Below are 20,807 nucleotides of genomic sequence, written 5' to 3'. Positions count from 1 at the left end.
GTTACGTATGGGTCAGTTGTTACCAGTGTTTCGACACGGCCAAAACGCACCCTTGTTGGTTCACATGCCCTGCAACGGCGCCGCAGAACCCGCCACTTGGCTCTGCGGCGCCGTTTAGAGGCAGGACTATCCGGCAGGCGGAGCCGGTGGGGCCGGTACGGGTGGCGGCGGCGGGGCCGCCGCTGCGGCGGGCTTCATCGCCGAGGTGATCATCGGCATCACCACACCCTTGAGCAGATCGATGGCCTGGCCTGCGCCGAGCTGCTGCGCAGCACTGCTGAGTTCGCTGAAGATGCCGCCGCCGCCCCCGGTGCTGGCGGCGGGCATGGCGCCGAGCCCGAGACCCGGGTCGCCACCGAGGATCGGGTAGGTACCCGCGGCAGGATCGAGCCCGATCGGCGCCGAGATCGGCACCTCGCCGGGCGCGGGCAGGCCCGCGGCATTGGAGATCGGCGTCGTCGCAAGCGCCGGGTCGAGCCCGGTGACCGGCGGCGTCGTCAGGCCACCTGGAACCGCCCCGGTCGGGCTGGTCAGCGCCGGATTGACGGCGCCTGCGGCGTCGCCTGCCAGGCCGGGCAGCCCAGCAGGCCCACCTGGGGTCGGTGGTGCCGGGCTGGTCAGCGCTGGATTGGCGGTCGCCAACTGGCCGGCAGCCGGATCGAGCAGCGCCGTGCTGGACAACGCAGGGTCGGTCAGCGGCGGCGTCGTCGCGCCGGGCAGACCGGCGGCGGGCGGCGTCGTCAGGCCGGGGGTCAGGGCGGGAGATGTGCCGGGGGCCAGGGCCGGTGATGTCAGGCCGGGCGAGGCGAGGCTGCCCGGCGCGGTCAGCGTGGTCGGCATCCCGGCGTCGGCGCCGGTCAGTGACGAGGGCACGGCCGGCAGATTGATGCCGAACTGCGACAAACCTTGTGAGAGCGCCGACATGAGTTCGTTCGGCAGATCGGTCACCATGGCGGCCGACTGGAACTCGCGCGGTTGGGGCGCGGGCTTTGTCATCTCGGAAATGGCGGATACCGCAAATGGACTCACGACGGCCAGGGCGGCGACTGCGCTCGTGGCTGTCGAGAGCCTGCGTCGACGTCGGTTTGGCACGGAAGTCTCCTCAATACATGGACTACGTGGGCGGTGCTGGTTACGTGAACGATGTTACTGCTGTGACTGGTGGGTCTAGAGTGACGAGATGCAATTGTGAGCGAATCGCTACATTGGGCCCGTATTGGATTCGGGGCGGCGCAGCGCGGTCGGATACCCTGGCTGCCGATGACCGCTCGTTTTGACCTCTTTGTCGTCGGTTCCGGATTCTTCGGCCTGACGATCGCCGAGCGCGTGGCGACACAGCTGGACAAGCGGGTCCTGGTGCTGGACCGGCGACCGCATATCGGCGGCAACGCGTACTCCGAACCCGAACCGCAGACCGGCATCGAGGTGCACCGCTACGGCGCGCACCTGTTCCACACCTCCAATAAGAAGGTGTGGGACTACGTGCGGCAGTTCACCGAGTTCACCGGCTACCAGCATCGCGTGTTCGCGATGCACAACGGGCAGTCCTACCAGTTCCCGATGGGGCTGGGCCTGGTGTCGCAGTTCTTCGGCAGGTATTTCACCCCCGACGAGGCCCGTGCGCTGATCAAGGAGCAGTCCGCCGAGATCGATACCGCCGATGCGAAGAACCTCGAGGAGAAGGCCATCTCGCTGATCGGGCGTCCGCTGTACGAGGCGTTCGTCAAGCACTACACCGCCAAACAGTGGCAGACCGACCCGAAGGAACTGCCCGCGAGCAACATCACCCGGCTGCCGGTCCGTTACACGTTCGACAACCGCTACTTCAACGACACCTACGAGGGCCTGCCCGTCGACGGCTACACCGCGTGGCTGAAGAACATGGCCGCCGACGACCGCATCGAGGTGCGGCTGGACACCGACTGGTTCGACGTGCGCGAGGCGCTGCGCGCCGAAAGCCCGGACGCCCCCGTGGTGTACACCGGCCCGCTGGATCGCTACTTCGACTACGCCGAGGGTCGACTGGGCTGGCGCACACTGGATTTCGAGCTAGAGGTGCTGCCGACCGGCGACTTCCAGGGCACCCCGGTGATGAACTACAACGACGAGGACGTGCCCTACACCCGGATCCACGAGTTCCGGCACTTCCACCCGGAGCGCGCCTACCCGGACGACAGGACGGTGATCATGCGGGAGTTCTCGCGGTTCGCCGACGACGACGACGAGCCGTACTACCCGATCAATACCGAAGGCGACCGGACCCTGCTCGCCGCGTACCGCAGCCGGGCCAAGGCCGAAACCGCGCAGGCCAAGGTGTTGTTCGGCGGACGGTTGGGCACCTACCAGTACCTCGACATGCACATGGCCATCGCGAGCGCGCTGAACATGTACGACAACGTGCTCGCCCCGCACCTGTGCGACGGCGAACCGCTGCACGAGGTCGAGACATCATGACCGATACCGCGGTCAGCCTGCTCGCCCGCATCATCCTGCCCCGCCCCGGCGAACCGCTCGACGTTCGCAAGCTCTACCTCGAAGAGTCGACCACCAACGCCCGCCGGGCGCACGCCGAAACCAGGACGACGCTGCAGATCGGCGCCGAGTCCGAGGTCTCGTTCTCGACGTACTTCAACGCGCTCCCGGCGAGCTACTGGCGGCGCTGGTCGATCCTGAAGTCGGTGGTGCTGCGCGCGGAACTGACCGGCAATGGCCGGGTCGACGTGTACCGAAGCAAGGCCACCGGCGCGCGGATCTTCGTGGAAGGCAAGCCGTTTCACCACGACAGCCCTGCCCCCGTCGAGTTCGAGGTCAGCCTCGAGCCTTTCGAGGACGGTGGCTGGATCTGGTTCGACATCACCACCGACAGCGCGGTCACCCTGCAGAACGCAGGCTGGTACGCGCCGGTGCCCGCGCCGGGTACGGCCAACATCGCGGTCGGGATGCCCACGTTCAACCGGCCCGATGACTGCGTGGACACACTGCGAGCGTTGACCTCCGACCCGTTGGTCGACGAGGTGATCGGCGCGGTGATCGTGCCCGACCAGGGCACCAGGAAGCTTCGCGAGCACCCCGACTTCGCGGAAGCCGCCGCGCCGCTGGGCAATCGCCTCTCGATCCACGATCAGCCCAACCTCGGCGGGTCCGGCGGCTACAGCCGCGTGATGTACGAGGCGCTGAAGAACACCGATTGTCAACAAATCCTGTTCATGGACGACGACATCCGCGTCGAACCCGACTCGATTCTTCGGGCGCTGGCGATGAGCCGGTTCGCGAAGACACCGATGCTCGTCGGCGGTCAGATGCTCAACCTGCAGGATCCGGCCCACCTGCACGTGATGGGCGAAATCGTCGGCAGACACGACTTCATGTGGACCAACGCGCCGCACACCAAGTACGACCACGACTTCGCCCGAAAGCCGCTGAACGACCGGTATTCCGACAGCAAGCTGCTGCACCGTCGCATTGACGTCGACTACAACGGCTGGTGGATGTGCATGATCCCGCGGGCGGTGGCCGACGAACTGGGCCAGCCGCTGCCGCTGTTCATCAAGTGGGACGACGCCGACTACGGGTTGCGCGCCGCCGAACACGGCTATCCCACGGTCACCATGCCGGGCACGGCAATCTGGCACATGGCGTGGAGCGACAAGGACGACGCCATCGACTGGCAGGCTTACTTCCATCTGCGCAACCGGCTGGTGGTCGCGGCGCTGCACTGGGACGGCGACGTGCGCGGACTGGTGCGGAGCCACCTCAAGGCCACCCTGAAACACCTTCTGTGTCTGGAATATTCGACCGTCGCCATCCAGAACAAGGCCATGGACGACTTCCTTGCCGGGCCCGACCACATCTTCGCGATCCTGGAGTCGGCCCTTCCCGAGGTGCACCGGCTCCGCAAGGAGTACCCCGACGCGGTGATTCTCCCGTCCGCCACGCAGCTGCCGGCTCCCTCGGGCCTGGTGGGCCGGGTCGGCGAGCCGAGAACGCCGCCGGGCAAGGCGGTTCGGCTGCTCCGCGGAGTACTGCACAACCTCAGCAAGGCCGACCCGGCGCACCATGAGCGGCCCCAGTTGAACGTGCCCACGCAGGATTCGCGCTGGTTCCTGCTGTGCAGCGTCGACGGGGTCACGGTCACCACCGCCGACAGTCGCGGCGTGGTCTACCGCCAGCGCGACCGCGCCACGATGTTCGCGCTATTGCGGGAGTCCCTTCAGCGCCAACGGAAGCTGTTGCGGCGCTTCGACGACATGCGCAAGGCATACCGTGACGCGCTTCCCACGCTTTCCGGTGTGCAGGCCTGGGAGGCCGTGTTCGATCCCCGGGGGCGGGAGCGATGGGCCCACACGCGGAGCGTAGGGGACGACCAGGGGGGCCTTGTGGAGAACCCGGGTCATGGCTGATGTTCGGCGCGGCGAGGAGGCCGCGTTGGTCGCGGTTCAGTCGGCGCTTGCCGACCGGCCAGGCGTGCTCGCGGGCGCGCGCATCCTCTCCCACTTCGGCGAGCACAGCATCGGATGGCTGGCCATCGCGGGCCTCGGCGCGCTGTGTCAACCCGCCAAGCGGCGGGCATGGCTGGCCGTCGGAGTCGGGGCGTTCGCCGCGCACGCCGCGGCCGTCATCATCAAGCGCGTGGTGCGAAGGGAACGTCCGCACCACCCGAGCATCGCGGTCAACGTCGGCACCCCGAGCAGGCTCAGCTTCCCGTCCGCGCACGCCACCTCGACCACGGCGGCGGCGGTTCTGCTGGCGCGGGTCACCGGCCTGCCGCTGCCCTCACTCTTGGTGCCACCGATGGCGTTGTCCCGCATGGTTCTCGGCGTGCACTATCCCAGTGACGTGATCACCGGCGTCGCGGTCGGCGCTGCCGTCGCGAAGACGGTGGGTTTCATCGCGTCGGGGCCGAAGGAGACCTCATGAGCATCTCGAGTGACAGCAGTGCGTCCAGCGCGGAGAAGCGCAGCGATGACGCGGCACCGGAGAAGGGCCCACCCCGCAACGTCGTCACCGGCCTGATCAAGGCGGCGCGTCCGCGCCAGTGGGTGAAGAACCTGCTGGTGCTGATCGCTCCGGTGGCCGCCCTCGGCAGCGACGTGCAGTACGACTGGCGTGAGGTCGCGGTCAAGGTTTCGATCGCATTCGTGGCGTTCTCGCTCGCCGCGTCGTCCATTTATCTGGTCAACGACGCGCGTGACGTCGAGGCGGACCGCGCGCACCCGACCAAACGGTTCAGGCCGATCGCCGCGGGCGTGGTGCCGCAGTGGCTCGCGTACTGCACAGCAGTGGTGCTCGCGATCGCGGCGCTGGCGGTGTCGTTCCTCGCGACGCCGAATCTGGCCGGTGTGATCGGCGTCTACATCGCTATGCAACTGGCGTACTGCTTTGGCCTCAAACACCAAGCGGTGCTCGACATCTGTATCGTCTCTTCGGCGTACCTGATCAGGGCGATCGCCGGTGGCGTGGCGGCCAATATCCCGCTGTCGCAATGGTTTTTGCTGGTGATGACGTTCGGCTCGCTGTTCATGGTGGCGGGTAAGCGGTACGCCGAACTACAGCTCTCGGAGAAGACGGGCGCCAAGATCCGCAAGTCTCTGGAGAGCTACACGTCGACGTATCTGCGCTTCGTCTGGACCCTGTCGGCGACCGCCATGGTGGTCTGCTACGGGCTGTGGGCATTCGAGCGTGACGGCGCGAACGCCTCCTGGTACGCGATCACGATGATCCCGTTCACGATCGCGATCCTGCGCTACGCCGTCGACGTCGACAGTGGCCTGGCAGGCGAACCGGAGGAAATTGCGCTGAAGGATCGGGTGCTTCAGCTTCTGGCGGTCGCGTGGATCGGAACCATCGGTGCCGCTGTTCTCCTCGGCTGACCCGAAAGGGCCACCGAGAGACGCCCCTCGGGTGGCGGCCGGGCCCGCATTTCCCTTCGACATCACCGCACGGGTCAGTCTGTGGTGCAGCGTTGTCGTCGTGGGCGCCCTGTTCGCGTGGGGTGCGTGGCAGCGCCGCTGGATCGCCGACGACGGCCTTATCGTCCTGCGGACCGTGAGGAACCTGATGGCGGGCAACGGCCCCGTCTTCAACAAGGGGGAACGCGTCGAGTCGAACACGTCGACGCTGTGGACCTACCTGAACTACCTCGGCGGCCTGATCGGCGGCCCGACCCAACTCGAGTACGTGGCGCTGTGGTTGGCACTCGTACTCAGCGTGGCCGGTGTCGTGTTCCTGATCCTCGGGGCGGGCAGGCTGTACGCACCGAGCCTGCAGGGCCGCCGCGCCCTGCTGTTACCCGCGGGTGTCCTGGTTTACATCTCGGTGCCGCCCGCACGCGACTTCGCCACCTCGGGTCTCGAAAACGGTTTGGTGCTTGCCTATCTCGGGCTGCTGTGGTGGATGATGGTGTGCTGGTCGCAGGCGCTGCGTTCCTATCGGGACACCGGTCAGCGCAATGCGGTCAGCCCGTTCTTCGACGCGTCGCTCGCCTTTGTCGCCGGGCTTTCCGTTCTCGTCCGCCCCGAACTCGCGCTGATCGGCGGACTGGCCCTGATCATGATGCTGATCGCGGCACGGGATTGGCGCCGCCGCGGCCTGATCGTCGCAGCCGGCGGACTGCTCCCGGTCGCGTACCAGATCTTCCGCATGGGTTACTACGGATTGCTGTTTCCCCAAACGGCTTTGGCGAAGGACGCCACGGGTGACAAGTGGGCGCACGGCTGGGTGTACCTGAACAATTTCGATGAGCCGTATCTGTTGTGGCTGCCCGCCCTTCTGCTGGGTGTGCTGGCCCTCATCCTGTTGACCACCCGCAGCCGGCCGTGGTGGATCCGGCGGGAGGCGCCCTACGGCTACAGCAGGCTCGCGCGCATGGTGCAGAGTCCGCCCGCCGTCGTGCTGTTCATCGTCGTCAGCGGGCTTCTGCAGGCGGCCTACTGGATTCGGCAGGGCGGCGACTTCATGCACGGCCGGGTTCTGCTCACGCCGATGTTCTGTCTGGTGGCGCCTATCGCGGTGATACCCGTCCTGCTTCCGGACGGCGAAAAGTTCAGTCGCGGAGTGGGATACCAGCTCGCCGGCATCATATCGGTGTTGTGGCTCGCCGTCGTCGGCTGGTCGTTGTGGGCCGCCAATGCGCCGGGAATGGGCTCCGACGCAACCCGGGTGACGTATACGGGCATCGTCGACGAACGGCGGTTCTACTCGCAGGCCACCGGCCACGCCCACCCGCTCACGGCCGCCGACTATCTGGACTACCCCCGGATGCGGGCCGTGCTGGTCGCGCTCGACAACACGCCCGACGGGGCGCTGCTCCTGCCGGCGGGCAACTACGACCAGTGGGACGTCGTACCCGCGATTCCGCCGCCGCCGGACATGCCGCCGGAGCAACGGGAGTCCTATATCGGCCCGCACACAGTGTTTTTCACAAACCTCGGCATGCTCGGCATGAACGTCGGCCTCGATGTGCGGGTGATCGACCAGATCGGGCTCGCGAACCCGATTGCCGCGCACACCGCGCGTCTCGAGGACGGCCGGATCGGTCACGACAAGAACCTCTTCCCCGACTGGGCCGTCGCAGAGGGCCCGTTTCTGAAGGAGCCGCCCTACCTCCCGCCCTATCTCGACGAGGACTGGATCGCCCAGGCCGAGGTGGCTCTGGAATGTCCGGCCACCGAATCCATGCTGATCTCGATACGAGATCCGCTGGGTCCGCGCCGCTTCCTGTCGAATGTGGTGCACGCCTATGGGTTCACGAAGTACCGAATCGATCGGGTACCGATGTACGAACTCATCCGGTGTGGGCTGCCGATTCCGAAGCCCGTCGTTCCCGAGTACACCGGATTGCCCGCGAGCGGTCCATGACCTCGCGCTCGTGCAAGCTTTCGAATAAGACCTGGTCACCGCACTTAACGGGGGTAGGCGGCGACCACGGAGGAGAGCAGCTGAGGAGAGATATCACACCAAGGTGTGGTTGACTACACGGGCGCCTGAGCCGAGTGGGTCTTGTGATCTCGGGTGCGGCATACGACAGATGGGATAGATGAAGCATGAAGTTCGTTGGGAAGATGCGCGGCGCCTTGGCGCGCCGGCTCACGGTCGCGGCCATGGCGGCCGCCGTGCTGCCCGGCCTCGTCGGCGTCGTCGGAGGCTCGGCGACTGCGGGGGCGTTTTCACGGCAGGGCCTGCCGGTCGAGTACCTGATGGTTCCGTCCGCGGGAATGGGACGCGACATCAAGGTCCAGTTCCAGAACGGCGGCGCCAATGCCCCGGGCGTCTATCTGCTCGACGGTCTCCGCGCGCAGGAAGACTTCAACGGGTGGGACATCAACACCCCGGCATTCGAGTGGTACGTCGACTCCGGTCTCTCCACGATCATGCCGGTCGGCGGCCAGTCCAGCTTCTACAGCGACTGGTACGCACCCGCATGTGGCAAGGCCGGTTGCTCCACCTACAAGTGGGAGACCTTCATCACCTCCGAGCTGCCTGCCTACCTGGCGGCCAACAAGGCTGTGAACCCGAACCGCAACGCGGCAGTCGGTCTGTCGATGGCCGGTTCGGCCGCGCTGACGCTGGCCATCTATTACCCGCAGCAGTTCCAGTACGCGTCGTCGCTGTCCGGCTTCCTGAACCTCTCCGAGGGTTGGTGGCCGATGTTGGTGAACACGTCGATGGGTGACGCGGGCGGCTACAAGTCCAAGGACATGTGGGGCCCGTCGAGTGATCCGGCATGGAAGCGCAACGACCCGATGGTGAACATCGCCACGCTGGTCGCCAACGGCACCCGCGTGTGGGTGTACTGCGGTAACGGCAAGCCGGGCGACGTCAACGGCGAGATCGCGGGCGACAACTTCAACGCGAAGTTCCTCGAGGGCTTCACCCTGCGGACGAACAAGACGTTCCAGGAGCAGTACATCGCCGCGGGCGGTAAGAACGGTGTGTTCAACTTCCCGTCGAACGGTACTCACAGCTGGGAGTACTGGGGCGCGCAGTTGCAGCAGATGAAGCCCGACATCCAGCGGGTGCTCGGCGCGACTCCGCAGCCGTCCAATCCGACCCCGGAGCAGGCGGCGGCCACCGCCGCGTCGGCCTCCACCGACACGGCCTCGGCCACCACAGGCGGCTGAGCACGCGGTAAAACAGCGCTACGTACTGGCGGCGGTGATCCCTCGGGGTCACCGCCGTCAGTTGTTTCACCGACGGCCTGGTGATGTGGTTCACTGCATTGCGCGGGGAAAGCCAACGGTGAGGGTGGGTATATGCGCGGGATGATTCGAGCGGTCATGTCGGTGGTGCTTGCGGCGGGCCTGTGGTCGGCGGTGGCACCGGTCGCCAAGGCCGACGGCGTTGAGATGCTGATGGTGCCGTCCGGGGCCATGGGCCGCGACATTCCCGTCGCCTTCCAGGGCGGTGGCCCGCACGCCGTCATTCTGCTCGACGCGTTCAACGCGGGTCCCGACGTGAGCAACTGGGTAGGTGCGGGCGCGTTCAACACGCTGGCGGGCAAGGGCATCTCGGTGGCCGCCCCGGCGGGCGGCGCATGGAGCATGTACACCAACTGGGAGCAGGACGGCAGCAGGCAGTGGGAGACCTTCCTCGCCGATGAGCTGCCCGCCTGGCTGGCCGCCAACAAGGGGCTCGCCCCCAACGGGCACGGCGTCGTCGGCGCCGCCCAGGGCGGATACGGCGCGTTGGCGCTGGCGGCCTTCCACCCCGACAAGTACCGCTACGCAGGTTCGCTGTCTGGTTTTGTCGCACCTGAGCGCACCGGTGTTGACGGCGCGATCACGGCGGGGCTGGCCCAGTACGGCGGGGTCGACATCCGCAACATGTGGGGTCTGCCACAACTCGGCCGGTGGAAATGGCATTCGCCCAATGTGCACGTCCAGCTACTGGCCGACAACAACACCCGGCTGTGGGTCTTCGCTCCGACCACCCTCGGGTGCAGTGATCCCGCCGCCATGATCGGGTACTGCGACATCGCCCAGGGCACCAACCGCGAGTTCTACCAGCACTACCGCGCCGTCGGCGGCCACAACGCGCACTTCGACTTCCCGCCGAGCGGGCAACACGACTGGGGCACGTGGGGTCCGCAACTCGCCGCCATGTCCGGCGAACTCGTCACCACGATCAGGTGACTGTCTAACGCCGGTACCTTGGAGGAGTGCAGCAGACGGTTCGGCGTTGGCCGAGGTGGTCCAGTGGCGTCGCCGTAGCGACGTCGCTCGTGGCCCCTGTCACTGCGCTGCTCACCGGATGCACCTCCGGTGACGGCATGCTGCCGACCATGTCCGTGCCGCCGTCGACGATGCAGTCGAGGGCCCAGCCGCAGAAGATCGTCGGACCGCGGGCCGAAGGCTCGCAACCCACCAAATTGACGGTGACCGCGCAGCAGCGGTCCTATCTCGAAGCGCTGGAGGCCGCCGGTGTTCGGCCGTCGACCGATCTGCTCGCGTTGAGCATCGGGTCCTACGTCTGCCAGGCGCGCGCGGCCAAACAATCGGAGGCGGCCGTTCGCGACTATGTGACGCCGCTGGTACGCGGTGATGCGCGCAGCCACCAGATGAATGCCATTGCGCCGCCGCCCTCAGAGGTGGATGCCCTCACCGCTGACTACATTCGGATCGCTACCGAACGTCTCTGCTAAAAGGAAAATTCTTGGCTACCAACAGTCGGCGGAAACGCCACCGGTTACTCGCGCTCATCGCAGCGGGGGCGATGGCGCTCGTCGTGGCACTGGTCGTCGCGGTCGTGTGGATCATGGTCCGCCAGCCCGACAAGGAGGAGACCGCCCTTCCACCGTCGGCGGTGCCGCCGACGAGCGGACCGACGGGTAAGCCCCGTCCGGAGTTCCAGGATGCGAGCTGTCCCGACGTGCAGCTGATTTCCATCCCCGGGACGTGGGAGTCATCACCGGCACTCGACCCGTTCAACCCGACGCAGTTCCCGATTGCGTTGCTACTGAACGTGTCCAACCCGATCCGCGGCCAATTCGGCACCGACCGGCTCGAGGTGTACACGGTTCCCTACACGGCCCAGTTCCACAATCCGCTGTCGTCCGACGGCCAGATGAACTACAACGACAGCCGCGCCGAGGGCACCCGCAACGCCGTCAAGGCCATGACGGACATGAACAACCGCTGCCCCCTGACCAGCTACGTGCTCGTCGGGTTCTCCCAAGGGGCGGTGATCGCGGGCGACATGGTCAGCGACATCGGCAACGGCCGCGGCCCGGTCGACGCCGACCTGGTGCTCGGCGCGACGTTGATCGCCGACGGTCGCAGGCAGACCGGTGTCGGGCTGGACGTGGGGCCGAACCCCCCCGGGCAGGGCGCCGAGATCACGCTGAACGAGGTGCCGATGCTGTCGTCGATGGGATTGACGATGACGGGCCCGCGTCCCGGCGGCTTCGGTGTCCTCAACGACCGCGTCAACGAGATCTGCGCGACGGGTGACCTGATCTGCTCGGCGCCGGAGGAGGCCTTCTCGATCACCAACCTGCCGAAGACGCTCGAGATTCTCGCGGGCGGGGCCGGGCAGCCCGTGCACGCCCTGTACGCCACCACGCAGTTCTGGAATCTGGGCGGCCAGCCCTCCACGGCGTGGACGCTGGATTGGACGCAGAAGGTGATCGATAACGCTCCGCGTCCAAAACATGGCTGACACGTGACCGCATAGATTTGGTGTGCGCGAAGCGGTCGCCTAACATTAAGAAATAACTAAGACTAACGACAGAAGGCCGGACGAAACGTCCAGCTCATAGGGTGTTGCGGCGGTGAAAACCGACGCCTCGGTACCATCGGGCGGGGCTCGGCGTCCATGCGGACAACAGAGTCCTTCAAGACAGCCGTGACGCCCCAGAGGTCCACGCGCGTTCCAGCATCGCGACGAGTGTGGTTTGACAGGAGAGTGAGATGGGGTTCCGTAACCCGTTCCTCAAGGACGGACAGATCAGGTTTCCCGACAACGGCAGCCTGGTTCTTCATGTCGAACGATGGACCAAGGTGCGTGGAGACAAGCTCGCCTACCGGTTCCTGGACTTCTCGACCGAGCGCGAGGGTGTCGCGCGGGATCTGAACTGGGCCGATTTCGGTAGGCGCAACCGCGCCGTCGGCGCGCGCCTGCAGCAGGTGACCGAACCCGGCGACCGGGTCGCCATCCTGTGCCCGCAGAACCTCGAGTACCTCATCGCCTTCTTCGGCACTCTGTACTCCGGCCGGATCGCGGTGCCGCTGTTCGACCCGAGCGAGCCCGGTCACGTCGGCCGCCTGCACGCCGTCATCGACGACTGCCACCCGTCGGCCATCCTCACCACCACCGAGTCAGCCGAGGGTGTCCGCAAGTTCTTCCGCAGCAGGCCCGCCAAGGAGCGGCCGCGTGTCATCGCCGTCGACGCGGTGCCCGACGAGGTCGGCGCCACCTGGGAGCCGGTGAAGGTCGAGCAGGACACCATCGCCTACCTGCAGTACACCTCGGGCTCGACGCGCATCCCGACCGGTGTGCAGATCACGCATCTGAACCTGGCCACCAACGTGGTGCAGGTGATCGAGGCGCTGGAAGGCGAGGAGGGAGACCGGGGCGTCTCCTGGCTGCCGTTCTTCCACGACATGGGCCTGATCACCGCGATGATCTCGCCGATGATCGGTCACTACGTCGAGTTCATGACACCGGCAGCGTTCGTTCGCCGACCGGGCCGGTGGATCCGCGCGATGGCGCGTCAGCCCGACGACACCGGCGGCGTGATCTCCGTCGCGCCGAACTTCGCCTTCGATCACGCCGCGGCGCGCGGGCTGCCCAAGGACGGCGAGCCGGAGCTGGACCTCAGCGTGGTCAAGTGCATCCTCAACGGCAGCGAGCCGATCTCGGCTGCCACCGTGCGCAGGTTCAACGAGGCGTTCAGCCCGTACGGGTTCGCCCCGCAGGCGATCAAACCGTCTTACGGACTCGCCGAGGCGACCCTGTTCGTTTCGACGACCCCGATGGGTGACCACCCGAGGATCATCACCGTCGACCGCGAAGCGCTGAACACCGGCACATTCGTTGAGGTGGAACCCGATTCACCCAGTGCGGTGGCGCAGGCGGGTGCGGGCAAGGTGGGTGTCGCCGAGTGGGCGGTCATCGTCGACGCCGAGACCGCGACCGAGCTGCCCGACGGCCAGATCGGCGAGGTCTGGATCAGCGGACAGAACATGGGCACCGGCTATTGGGGGAAGCCGGAGGAGACCGTCGCGACCTTCCAGAACATCCTCAAGTCGCGCACCAACCCGTCGCATGCCGAGGGCGCGACCGACGACGCGACCTGGGTTCGCACCGGCGACTACGGCGCCTACCACGACGGCGAGCTCTACATCACCGGCCGCGTCAAGGACCTCGTCATCATCGACGGCCGCAACCACTACCCGCAGGACCTCGAGTACTCGGCGCAGGAATCCACCAAGGCGCTGCGCACCGGGTACGTCGCCGCGTTCTCCGTGCCCGCCAACCAGCTGCCCGATGAGGTGTTCGAGAACGCGCACGCGGGCCTGAAGCGCGATCTCGACGACACCTCCGAACAGCTGGTGATCGTCGGCGAGCGGGCGCCCGGCTCGCACAAGATGGACATGGCGCCGGTCGCCGACGCCATCCGGGCGGCGATCGCGGTGCGCCACGGCGTCACCGTGCGTGACGTGCTGCTGACCCCGGCCGGTGCCATCCCGCGTACCTCGAGCGGCAAGATCGGCCGCCGCGCCTGCCGCGCCGCGTACCTGGACGGCAGCCTGCGCAGCGGGAGGGTGGCCAATGCCTTCCCCGATGAAACTGACTGAACTGCAGACTGACTGAAAATGGCTGACACAGAACCGAATTCGCAGAACGCCCCCGACACCGGAGCCGCGCCGGCGGCGACATCAGACACCGGAGCCGCGTCGGCGGCGACATCAGACACCGGAGCCGCGCCGGCACCCGAGGGCCCTGCCGCGTCCCCGCGCACCGATATGACGGTGACGGAGATGCGCGAGTGGCTCCGCAACTGGGTCTCCAACGCGACGGGCCAGGCTCCCGACGCGATCGACGACTCCGCCCCGATGGTGGAGCTCGGCCTGTCCTCGCGCGACGCGGTGGCGATGGCCAGCGACATCGAGGACCTCACCGGGGTGACGCTGACGGCGACCGTCGCGTTCCGCCATCCGACGATCGATTCGCTGGCGACGGTGATCGTCGAGGGCGAGCCGGAGGTCGACCTCACAGGCGACGATATGGACTGGTCCCGCGACCGCGAAGTCGACGACATCGCGATCGTCGGGCTGGCCACCAGGTTCCCCGGCGATATGAACACGCCCGACGAGACGTGGCAGGCGCTACTGGAGGGCCGGTCAGGCATCAGCGATCTGCCCGAGGGCCGGTGGGTGGAGTTCCTCCACGAGCCGCGGATCGCCGAACGCGTCGCCAAGGCGCGCACCCGCGGCGGATATCTCTCCGACATAAAGGGTTTCGACGCCGAGTTCTTCGCGTTGTCGAAGATGGAGGCCGACAACATCGATCCGCAGCAGCGGATGGCGCTCGAGCTGACGTGGGAAGCGCTGGAGAACGGCCGCATCCCGGCCTCGTCGCTGCGCGGTAAGAGCGTCGGCGTATTCATCGGCAGCTCGACCAACGACTACAGCTTCCTGGCGATGTCGGATCCGTCGGTCGCGCATCCGTACGCGATCACCGGTACGGCGAGCTCGATCATCGCCAACCGGGTGTCGTACTTCTACGACTTCCGCGGTCCGTCGGTCGCGGTGGACACCGCGTGCTCCAGTTCTCTTGTGGCCGCGCACCAGGGCGTGCAGGCGCTGCGCACCGGTGAAGCCGACGTCGTCGTCGTCGGCGGCGTGAACGCTCTGATCACCCCGCTGGTCACGGTCGGCTTCGACGAGGTCGGCGGCGTGCTGGCGCCCGACGGCCTCATCAAGTCCTTCTCCGCCGACGCCGACGGCTATGCCCGCTCCGAGGGCGGCGGCATGTTGGTGTTCAAGCGGGTGGCCGACGCGCGCCGCGACGGCGACGAGATCCTCGCGGTCATCGCAGGCAGCGCGGTCAACCACGACGGCCGGTCCAACGGCCTGCTCGCCCCGAACCCCGACGCGCAGGCCGAGGTCTTGCGGAAGGCGTACAAGAACGCGGGCATCGATCCGCGCACTGTCGACTACATCGAGGCGCACGGCACCGGCACCATCCTCGGTGACCCGATTGAGGCGGACGCACTCGGCCGGGTCGTCGGCAGGGGTCGGCCAGTGGACAAGCCCGCCCTGCTCGGCGCGGTGAAATCCAATGTAGGCCACTTGGAGTCGGCGGCAGGCGCGGCCAGCCTGGCCAAGATGACGCTGGCACTGCGCAACGACAAGCTGCCGCCGTCGATCAACTACAGCGGCCCCAATCCCTACATCGACTTCGAGGGTGTGCGGCTGAAGGTCGCCGACACCGTCACCGACTGGCCGCGCTACAGCGGACACGCCATCGCCGGTGTCTCGGGCTTCGGCTTCGGCGGCGCCAATGCGCACCTGGTGCTGCGCGAGGTGCTGCCGTCTGACCTCGTCGAGCCCCAGCCCGAAACCGAGGACGTCGCGGCGGGCAAGCATGCCGCTCCTGAGGCCGACGCCGTGTACGTCGGCGGTGTGCGGATGGACGAATACGGCGAGTTCATCGACGAGGCCGAGAACGAAGGCGCCGAGTTCTTCGGCCAGCATGCCTACGAGACCGACGGCGGTGAAGGTGCGGCCGAACTGCCGGGCATGACCGACGAGGCCAAGCGTCTGCTCGAGGTCGCCCGCGAGGAGCTGGAGGCCGAGCAGCCACCCACACCGGTTGTGCCGCTGGCTGTTTCGGCGTTCCTGACGTCGCGCAAGAAGTTGGCGGCCGCGGAACTCGCCGATTGGATGGACAGCCCCGAGGGGCGTGAGTCGTCGCTGGAGTCGATCGGCCGGTCGCTGTCGCGGCGCAACCACGGGCGTTCCCGCGCGGTCGTGATGGCCCACGATCACGACGAGGCGATCAAGGGACTGCGCGCGGTCGCCGACGGCAAGCAGAGCCCGAATGTGTACAGCGCCGACGGCCCCGTCAGCAACGGGCCCGTGTGGGTGCTGGCCGGATTCGGTGCGCAGCACCGCAAGATGGCCAAGAGCCTCTATCTCCGCAACGAGGTGTTCGCGGAGTGGATCAACAAGGTCGACGCCTTGGTTCAGGACGAGCTCGGCTATTCGGTCGTCGAGCTGATACTCGACGATTCGCAGGACTACGGCATCGAGACAACTCAGGTCACCATCTTCGCGATCCAGGTCGCGCTCGGTGAGTTGCTCAGGCACCACGGCGCCAAACCCGGTGCGGTGGTTGGCCAGTCGCTGGGCGAGGCCGCGGCGGCGTACTTCGCAGGCGGGCTCACGCTCGCCGATGCCACGCGGACCATCTGCTCGCGCTCGCATCTGATGGGCGAGGGCGAGGCGATGCTGTTCGGCGAGTACATCCGCCTGATGGCGCTCGTCGAGTACTCCGCGGACGAGATCAAGACGGTGTTCTCCGACTACCCCGACCTCGAGGTGTGTGTCTACGCGGCGCCGACGCAGACGGTTATCGGCGGGCCACCGGAGCAGGTCGACGCGATCATCGAGCGGGCCGAGAAAGAGGGCAAGTTCGCCCGCAAGTTCCAGACGAAGGGCGCAAGCCACACCCAGCAGATGGACCCGCTGCTCGGCGAGCTGGCCGCCGAACTGCAGGGCATCGAGCCGCGGCCCCTGACCATGGGCTACTTCTCGACCGTGCACGAGGGCAGCTATCTGCGCCCCGGCGGTGAGCCGATCCACGACGTGGACTACTGGAAGAAGGGCCTGCGGCACAGCGTGTACTTCACGCACGGCATCCGCAACGCCGTCGACAACGGTCACACCACGTTTCTGGAACTCGCGCCGAATCCCGTTGCGCTCATGCAGGTTGGGCTCACCACCGCGGCGGCCGGACTGCACGATGCGCAGCTGATCGCGACGCTGGCGCGCAAGCAGGACGAAGTCGATTCGATGACGGCGGCGATGGCACAGCTGTTCGTGCACGGCCACGACCTCGACTTCACGACGCTGTTCCCACGTAAGTCTCGCGGCCTGGCAGGCGCGCTGGACTACGCGAACATCCCGCTGACCCGCTTCCGCCGCAAGCCGCACTGGCTCGAGGCGAAGTTCACCGGCGACAGTTCGACGTCGATGCCGGGTAACCACGTGGCGACGCCCGACGGCCGCCATGTGTGGGAGTACTTCCCGAAGGACGGTGCTTCCGACCTCGCCGGGCTGGTGAAAGCCGCAGCGTCGCAGGTGCTTCCGGATGCCAAGCTGACGGCGTCGGAGCAGCGGGCGGTGCCCGGTGCGGGCGCCAGATTGGTGACGACGCTGACCCGTCATCCCGGCGGTGCGAGCGTGCAGGTGCATGCCCGCATCGACGAGTCGTTCACGCTCGTCTACGACGCAGTCGTCAGCCGCGACGGTCAGGCCGGCGCGCTGCCTGCCGCCGTGGCCACAGGGGTCGCGGTCGCCGCGGCGCCGGCCGAGGTCTCGCATCAGGAAGAAGAGGACGACGCGGAGATCCTCAGCGATCACCTCACCCGCGGCGCCAATCTGGGCGCCGGTTTCGAGAAGTGGTCGCCGGACAGCGGTGAGACCATCCATGACCGGCTCGGCGCGATCGTCGGCGGTGCGATGGGTTACGAGCCCGAGGATCTCCCGTGGGAGGTGCCGCTGATCGAACTCGGCCTGGACTCGTTGATGGCGGTGCGGATCAAGAACCGCGTCGAGTACGACTTCGACCTGCCGCCGATCCAGCTGACCGCGGTGCGCGACGCCAACCTCTACAACGTCGAGAGCCTCATCCAGTACGCGATCGAGCACCGCGACGAGGTCGAGGACCTGGCCGAGCACCAGAAGACGCAGACGCCGGAGGAGATCGCCGCCGAGCAGGCGGCGGTGTTGAGCGGCGCGAATCTGACCACCGCGACGACGCCGGTGGCCGATCCGCAGGCGGAGCCCGAAACACAGTCTGATGCACCGGTTTCCGATGTGCCGATTCCGCCGCCGCCGACCGACCCGTCGGGCCCGGGCGCGAACGGCGACAAGCCAAGTGCGGCCGGGCTGGCTGCGCAGGTGCTGACGCAGGAGGCCGTCACCGAGGCGCTCGGCGCCGACGTGCCGCCCCGCGAAGCCGCCGAGCGGGTCACGTTCGCGACGTGGGCGATCGTCACCGGCAAGTCACCCGGCGGCATCTTCAACGCGCTGCCCACGGTGGACGACGAGACCGCCGAGAAGATCGCGGCGCGGCTGACCGAGCGTGCCGAGGGCACCATCACCGCCGACGACGTGAAGAACTCGCCGACCATCGAGGCGCTGGCGACCATCGTCCGCGAGCACCTCGAGGCGGGCGAGCTGGACGGGTTCGTTCGGACGCTGCGTGCGCCGAAGCAAGGGTCGAAGGCCGTGCCGGTCTTCGTGTTCCATCCGGCCGGTGGTTCGACGGTGGTCTACGAGCCGCTGCTGAACCGACTGCCTGCGGACACCCCGGTGTACGGCATCGAGCGGGTCGAGGGCTCCGTCGAGGAGCGCGCCGCCGAGTACGTGCCCAAGCTGCTGGAGATGCACGACGGCCCGTTCATCCTCGCGGGCTGGTCGCTGGGCGGCGCGATGGCCTACGCATGCGCGATCGGGCTCAAGCAGGCGGGCGCGGATGTGCGCTTCGTCGGGCTGATCGACACGGTGCGCGCCGGTGAAGAGGTGCCGCAGACCAAGGAGGAGACCAGGGCTCGCTGGGACCGTTACGCGCGGTTTGCCGAACGCACCTTCAACGTCCAGGTGCCCGCGATCCCCTACGAGCAGCTCGAGGAGCTCGACGACGACGGCCAGGTGCAGTTCGTGCTTGAGGCCGTCAAGGCCAGTGGTGTCGAGATCCCCGGCGGGGTGATCGAACACCAGCGCACGTCGTATCTGGACAACCGGCTGCTCGAGACCGCGGAGATCAAGCCCTACGACGGGCACGTCACGCTTTACATGGCCGACCGCTACCACGACGACGCGATCTTCTTCGAGCCGCGCTACGCCACCCGCAAGCCGGACGGCGGCTGGGGCGAGTTCGTGAGCGATCTCGAGGTCGTGCCGATCGGGGGCGAGCACATCCAGGCGATCGACGAGCCGTACATCGCGAAGGTCGGCGCGCACATGAGCGAGGCGATCAACCGCATCCAGGCCAGCCGGAAAGATCAGGAGAAGCAGGCGAAGTGACCACGAAAACCACTGCGGAGTTGCTCAGCGAACTGCACGAAAAGCTCGAGCTGGCAAAGGAACCCGGTGGTGAGAAGGCCGTCGCCAAGCGGGAGAAGAAGGGTATTCCCAGCGCCCGCTCTCGCATCCATGCGTTGCTCGACCCGGGCACGTTCCTCGAGATCGGGGCGCTGTGCAAGACACCCGGCGACCCGAACGCGCTGTACGGCGACGGTGTCGTCACCGGACACGGCCGCATCAACGGTCGTCCCGTCGCGGTGTTCAGCCACGATCAGACGGTGTTCCAGGGCACGGTCGGTGAGATGTTCGGGCGCAAGGTCGCCAAGCTGATGGAGTGGGTCGCCATGGTGGGCTGCCCGATCATCGGGATCAACGACTCCGGCGGCGCGCGCATCCAGGATGCGGTGACCTCGTTGGCGTGGTACGCCGAACTCGGCCGTAGGCACGAGTTGTTGCGCGGCTTCGTGCCGGAGATCTCCATCATCCTCGGCAAATGCGCTGGGGGAGCGGTGTATTCGCCGATCCAGACCGATCTGGTGGTCGCGGTGCGCGATCAGGGCTACATGTTCGTCACCGGACCGGACGTGATCAAGGACGTCACCGGCGAGGATGTGTCGCTCGACGAGCTCGGGGGCGCGGACGCGCAGGCCCGTTACGGCAACATCCATCAGGTCGTGGACGACGAGAAGTCGGCGTTCCAATACGTCCGCGACTACCTGAGCTTCCTGCCTGCCAACACGTTCGACGACCCGCCGATCGTCAACCCGGGGCTGGAGCCGGAGATCACGCCGCACGACCTCGAGCTGGACTCGATCGTGCCCGACGCCGACAACACGGCCTACGACATGCACGAGATCCTGCTGCGGATCTTCGACGACGGCGATGTGTTCGACGTGGCCGCGCAGCAGGGCCAGGCGATCATCACGGCGTTCGCGCGGGTCGACGGCAGGCCGGTCGGCGTGATCGCGAACCAGCCGATGTTCATGTCGGGTGCGATCGACAACGAAGCCTCCGACAAGGCGGCGCGCTTCATCAGGTTCTGCGACTCCTACAACACGCCACTGATTTTCGTCGTCGATACCCCGGGCTTCCTGCCCGGTGTCGAGCAGGAGAAGGGCGGCATCATCAAGCGCGGTGGTCGCTTCCTGAACGCCGTCGTCGAGGCCGACATCCCGAAGATCACGATCACGATCCGCAAGTCCTACGGCGGCGCGTACGCGGTGATGGGCTCCAAGCAACTGTCGGCGGACCTGAACTTCGCATGGCCGACGGCGCGCATCGCGGTGATCGGAGCCGAGGGTGCCGCGCAGTTGCTGGTGAAGCGGTTCCCGGATCCGACGGCGCCGGAGGTGCAGAAGATCCGGGCGGACTTCATCGAGGGGTACAACCTCAACATGGCGACGCCGTGGATCGCCGCCGAGCGGGGATTCATCGATTCGGTGATCCAGCCGCACGAGACCCGCCTGCTGCTGCGTAAGTCGTTACATCTGTTGCGGGACAAGCAGAAACACGGTCGCGTACAGCGCAAGCACGGCCTGACGCCGATCTAGC

General features: G+C 67.0%; 13 protein-coding genes. 12 read left to right on the top strand and 1 reads right to left on the bottom strand.

What is annotated here, in order from left to right; genetic code table 11:
• Positions 1-126 precede the first annotated feature (126 nt).
• Complete coding sequence (locus C6A82_RS25575; RefSeq protein WP_311101538.1) at positions 127-1,092, bottom strand: hypothetical protein; 966 nt, start codon at positions 1,090-1,092, stop codon at positions 127-129.
• A 168-nt stretch (positions 1,093-1,260) separates the two neighbouring features.
• On the opposite strand from C6A82_RS25575, the gene glf reads away from it, so the two are divergent.
• The 12 genes from glf (at position 1,261) to C6A82_RS25515 (ending at position 20,806) form a co-directional block, all read left to right on the top strand.
• Positions 1,261-2,454 (top strand): UDP-galactopyranose mutase, encoded by a 1,194-nt coding sequence (gene glf / locus C6A82_RS25570; protein ID WP_105345842.1) that lies wholly within the window; start codon positions 1,261-1,263, stop codon positions 2,452-2,454.
• Entirely contained in the window at positions 2,451-4,400 is a 1,950-nt protein-coding gene (locus tag C6A82_RS25565) for a glycosyltransferase (protein WP_105345840.1), read from the top strand. Before glf ends, C6A82_RS25565 begins: the two co-directional genes overlap by 4 nt.
• Complete coding sequence (locus tag C6A82_RS25560) at positions 4,393-4,917, top strand: phosphatase PAP2 family protein (protein ID WP_105345838.1); 525 nt, start codon at positions 4,393-4,395, stop codon at positions 4,915-4,917. The genes C6A82_RS25565 and C6A82_RS25560 overlap by 8 nt, the downstream gene beginning before the upstream one ends.
• Positions 4,914-5,870, top strand: coding sequence for a decaprenyl-phosphate phosphoribosyltransferase (locus tag C6A82_RS25555; protein WP_105345837.1), 957 nt, complete (start codon positions 4,914-4,916; stop codon positions 5,868-5,870). The genes C6A82_RS25560 and C6A82_RS25555 overlap by 4 nt, the downstream gene beginning before the upstream one ends.
• Positions 5,848-7,857 carry a flagellar motor control protein ZomB gene (zomB, locus tag C6A82_RS25550; protein WP_396836722.1) on the top strand — a complete coding sequence of 670 codons (2,010 nt, stop codon included), beginning with the start codon at positions 5,848-5,850 and terminating at the stop codon, positions 7,855-7,857. The genes C6A82_RS25555 and zomB overlap by 23 nt, the downstream gene beginning before the upstream one ends.
• Before the next feature lie 185 nt (positions 7,858-8,042).
• The gene (locus C6A82_RS25545; RefSeq protein WP_105345835.1) at positions 8,043-9,119 is read left to right on the top strand and encodes an esterase family protein; all 1,077 of its coding nucleotides are present in this window, start codon (positions 8,043-8,045) and stop codon (positions 9,117-9,119) included.
• Between the two features lie 132 nt (positions 9,120-9,251).
• The gene (locus C6A82_RS25540) at positions 9,252-10,130 is read left to right on the top strand and encodes an alpha/beta hydrolase-fold protein (protein WP_105345834.1); all 879 of its coding nucleotides are present in this window, start codon (positions 9,252-9,254) and stop codon (positions 10,128-10,130) included.
• A 26-nt stretch (positions 10,131-10,156) separates the two neighbouring features.
• Positions 10,157-10,639, top strand: a complete 483-nt coding sequence (locus C6A82_RS25535) for a DUF732 domain-containing protein (RefSeq protein ID WP_105345832.1) — start codon at positions 10,157-10,159, stop codon at positions 10,637-10,639.
• Positions 10,640-10,650: 11 nt separating this feature from the next.
• Positions 10,651-11,655 (top strand): cutinase family protein, encoded by a 1,005-nt coding sequence (locus C6A82_RS25530; protein ID WP_105345831.1) that lies wholly within the window; start codon positions 10,651-10,653, stop codon positions 11,653-11,655.
• A gap of 251 nt (positions 11,656-11,906) precedes the next feature.
• Positions 11,907-13,796: a long-chain-fatty-acid--AMP ligase FadD32 gene (fadD32, locus tag C6A82_RS25525; protein WP_105345829.1), complete on the top strand. Its 1,890-nt coding sequence runs from the start codon at positions 11,907-11,909 to the stop codon at positions 13,794-13,796.
• 168 nt (positions 13,797-13,964) lie between these two features.
• Positions 13,965-19,256 carry a polyketide synthase Pks13 gene (gene pks13, locus C6A82_RS25520; protein WP_105345844.1) on the top strand — a complete coding sequence of 1,764 codons (5,292 nt, stop codon included), beginning with the start codon at positions 13,965-13,967 and terminating at the stop codon, positions 19,254-19,256.
• Positions 19,253-20,806 (top strand): acyl-CoA carboxylase subunit beta, encoded by a 1,554-nt coding sequence (locus tag C6A82_RS25515; protein WP_105345827.1) that lies wholly within the window; start codon positions 19,253-19,255, stop codon positions 20,804-20,806. Before pks13 ends, C6A82_RS25515 begins: the two co-directional genes overlap by 4 nt.
• The last annotated feature ends 1 nt before the right edge of the window (position 20,807 follow it).

It is taken from the genome of Mycobacterium sp. ITM-2016-00318 (assembly GCF_002968285.2).
Taxonomy (GTDB): Bacteria; Actinomycetota; Actinomycetes; order Mycobacteriales; family Mycobacteriaceae; genus Mycobacterium.
Note: the sequence above shows the minus strand (reverse complement) of the source record. Positions and strands in the feature narration are given on the sequence as shown.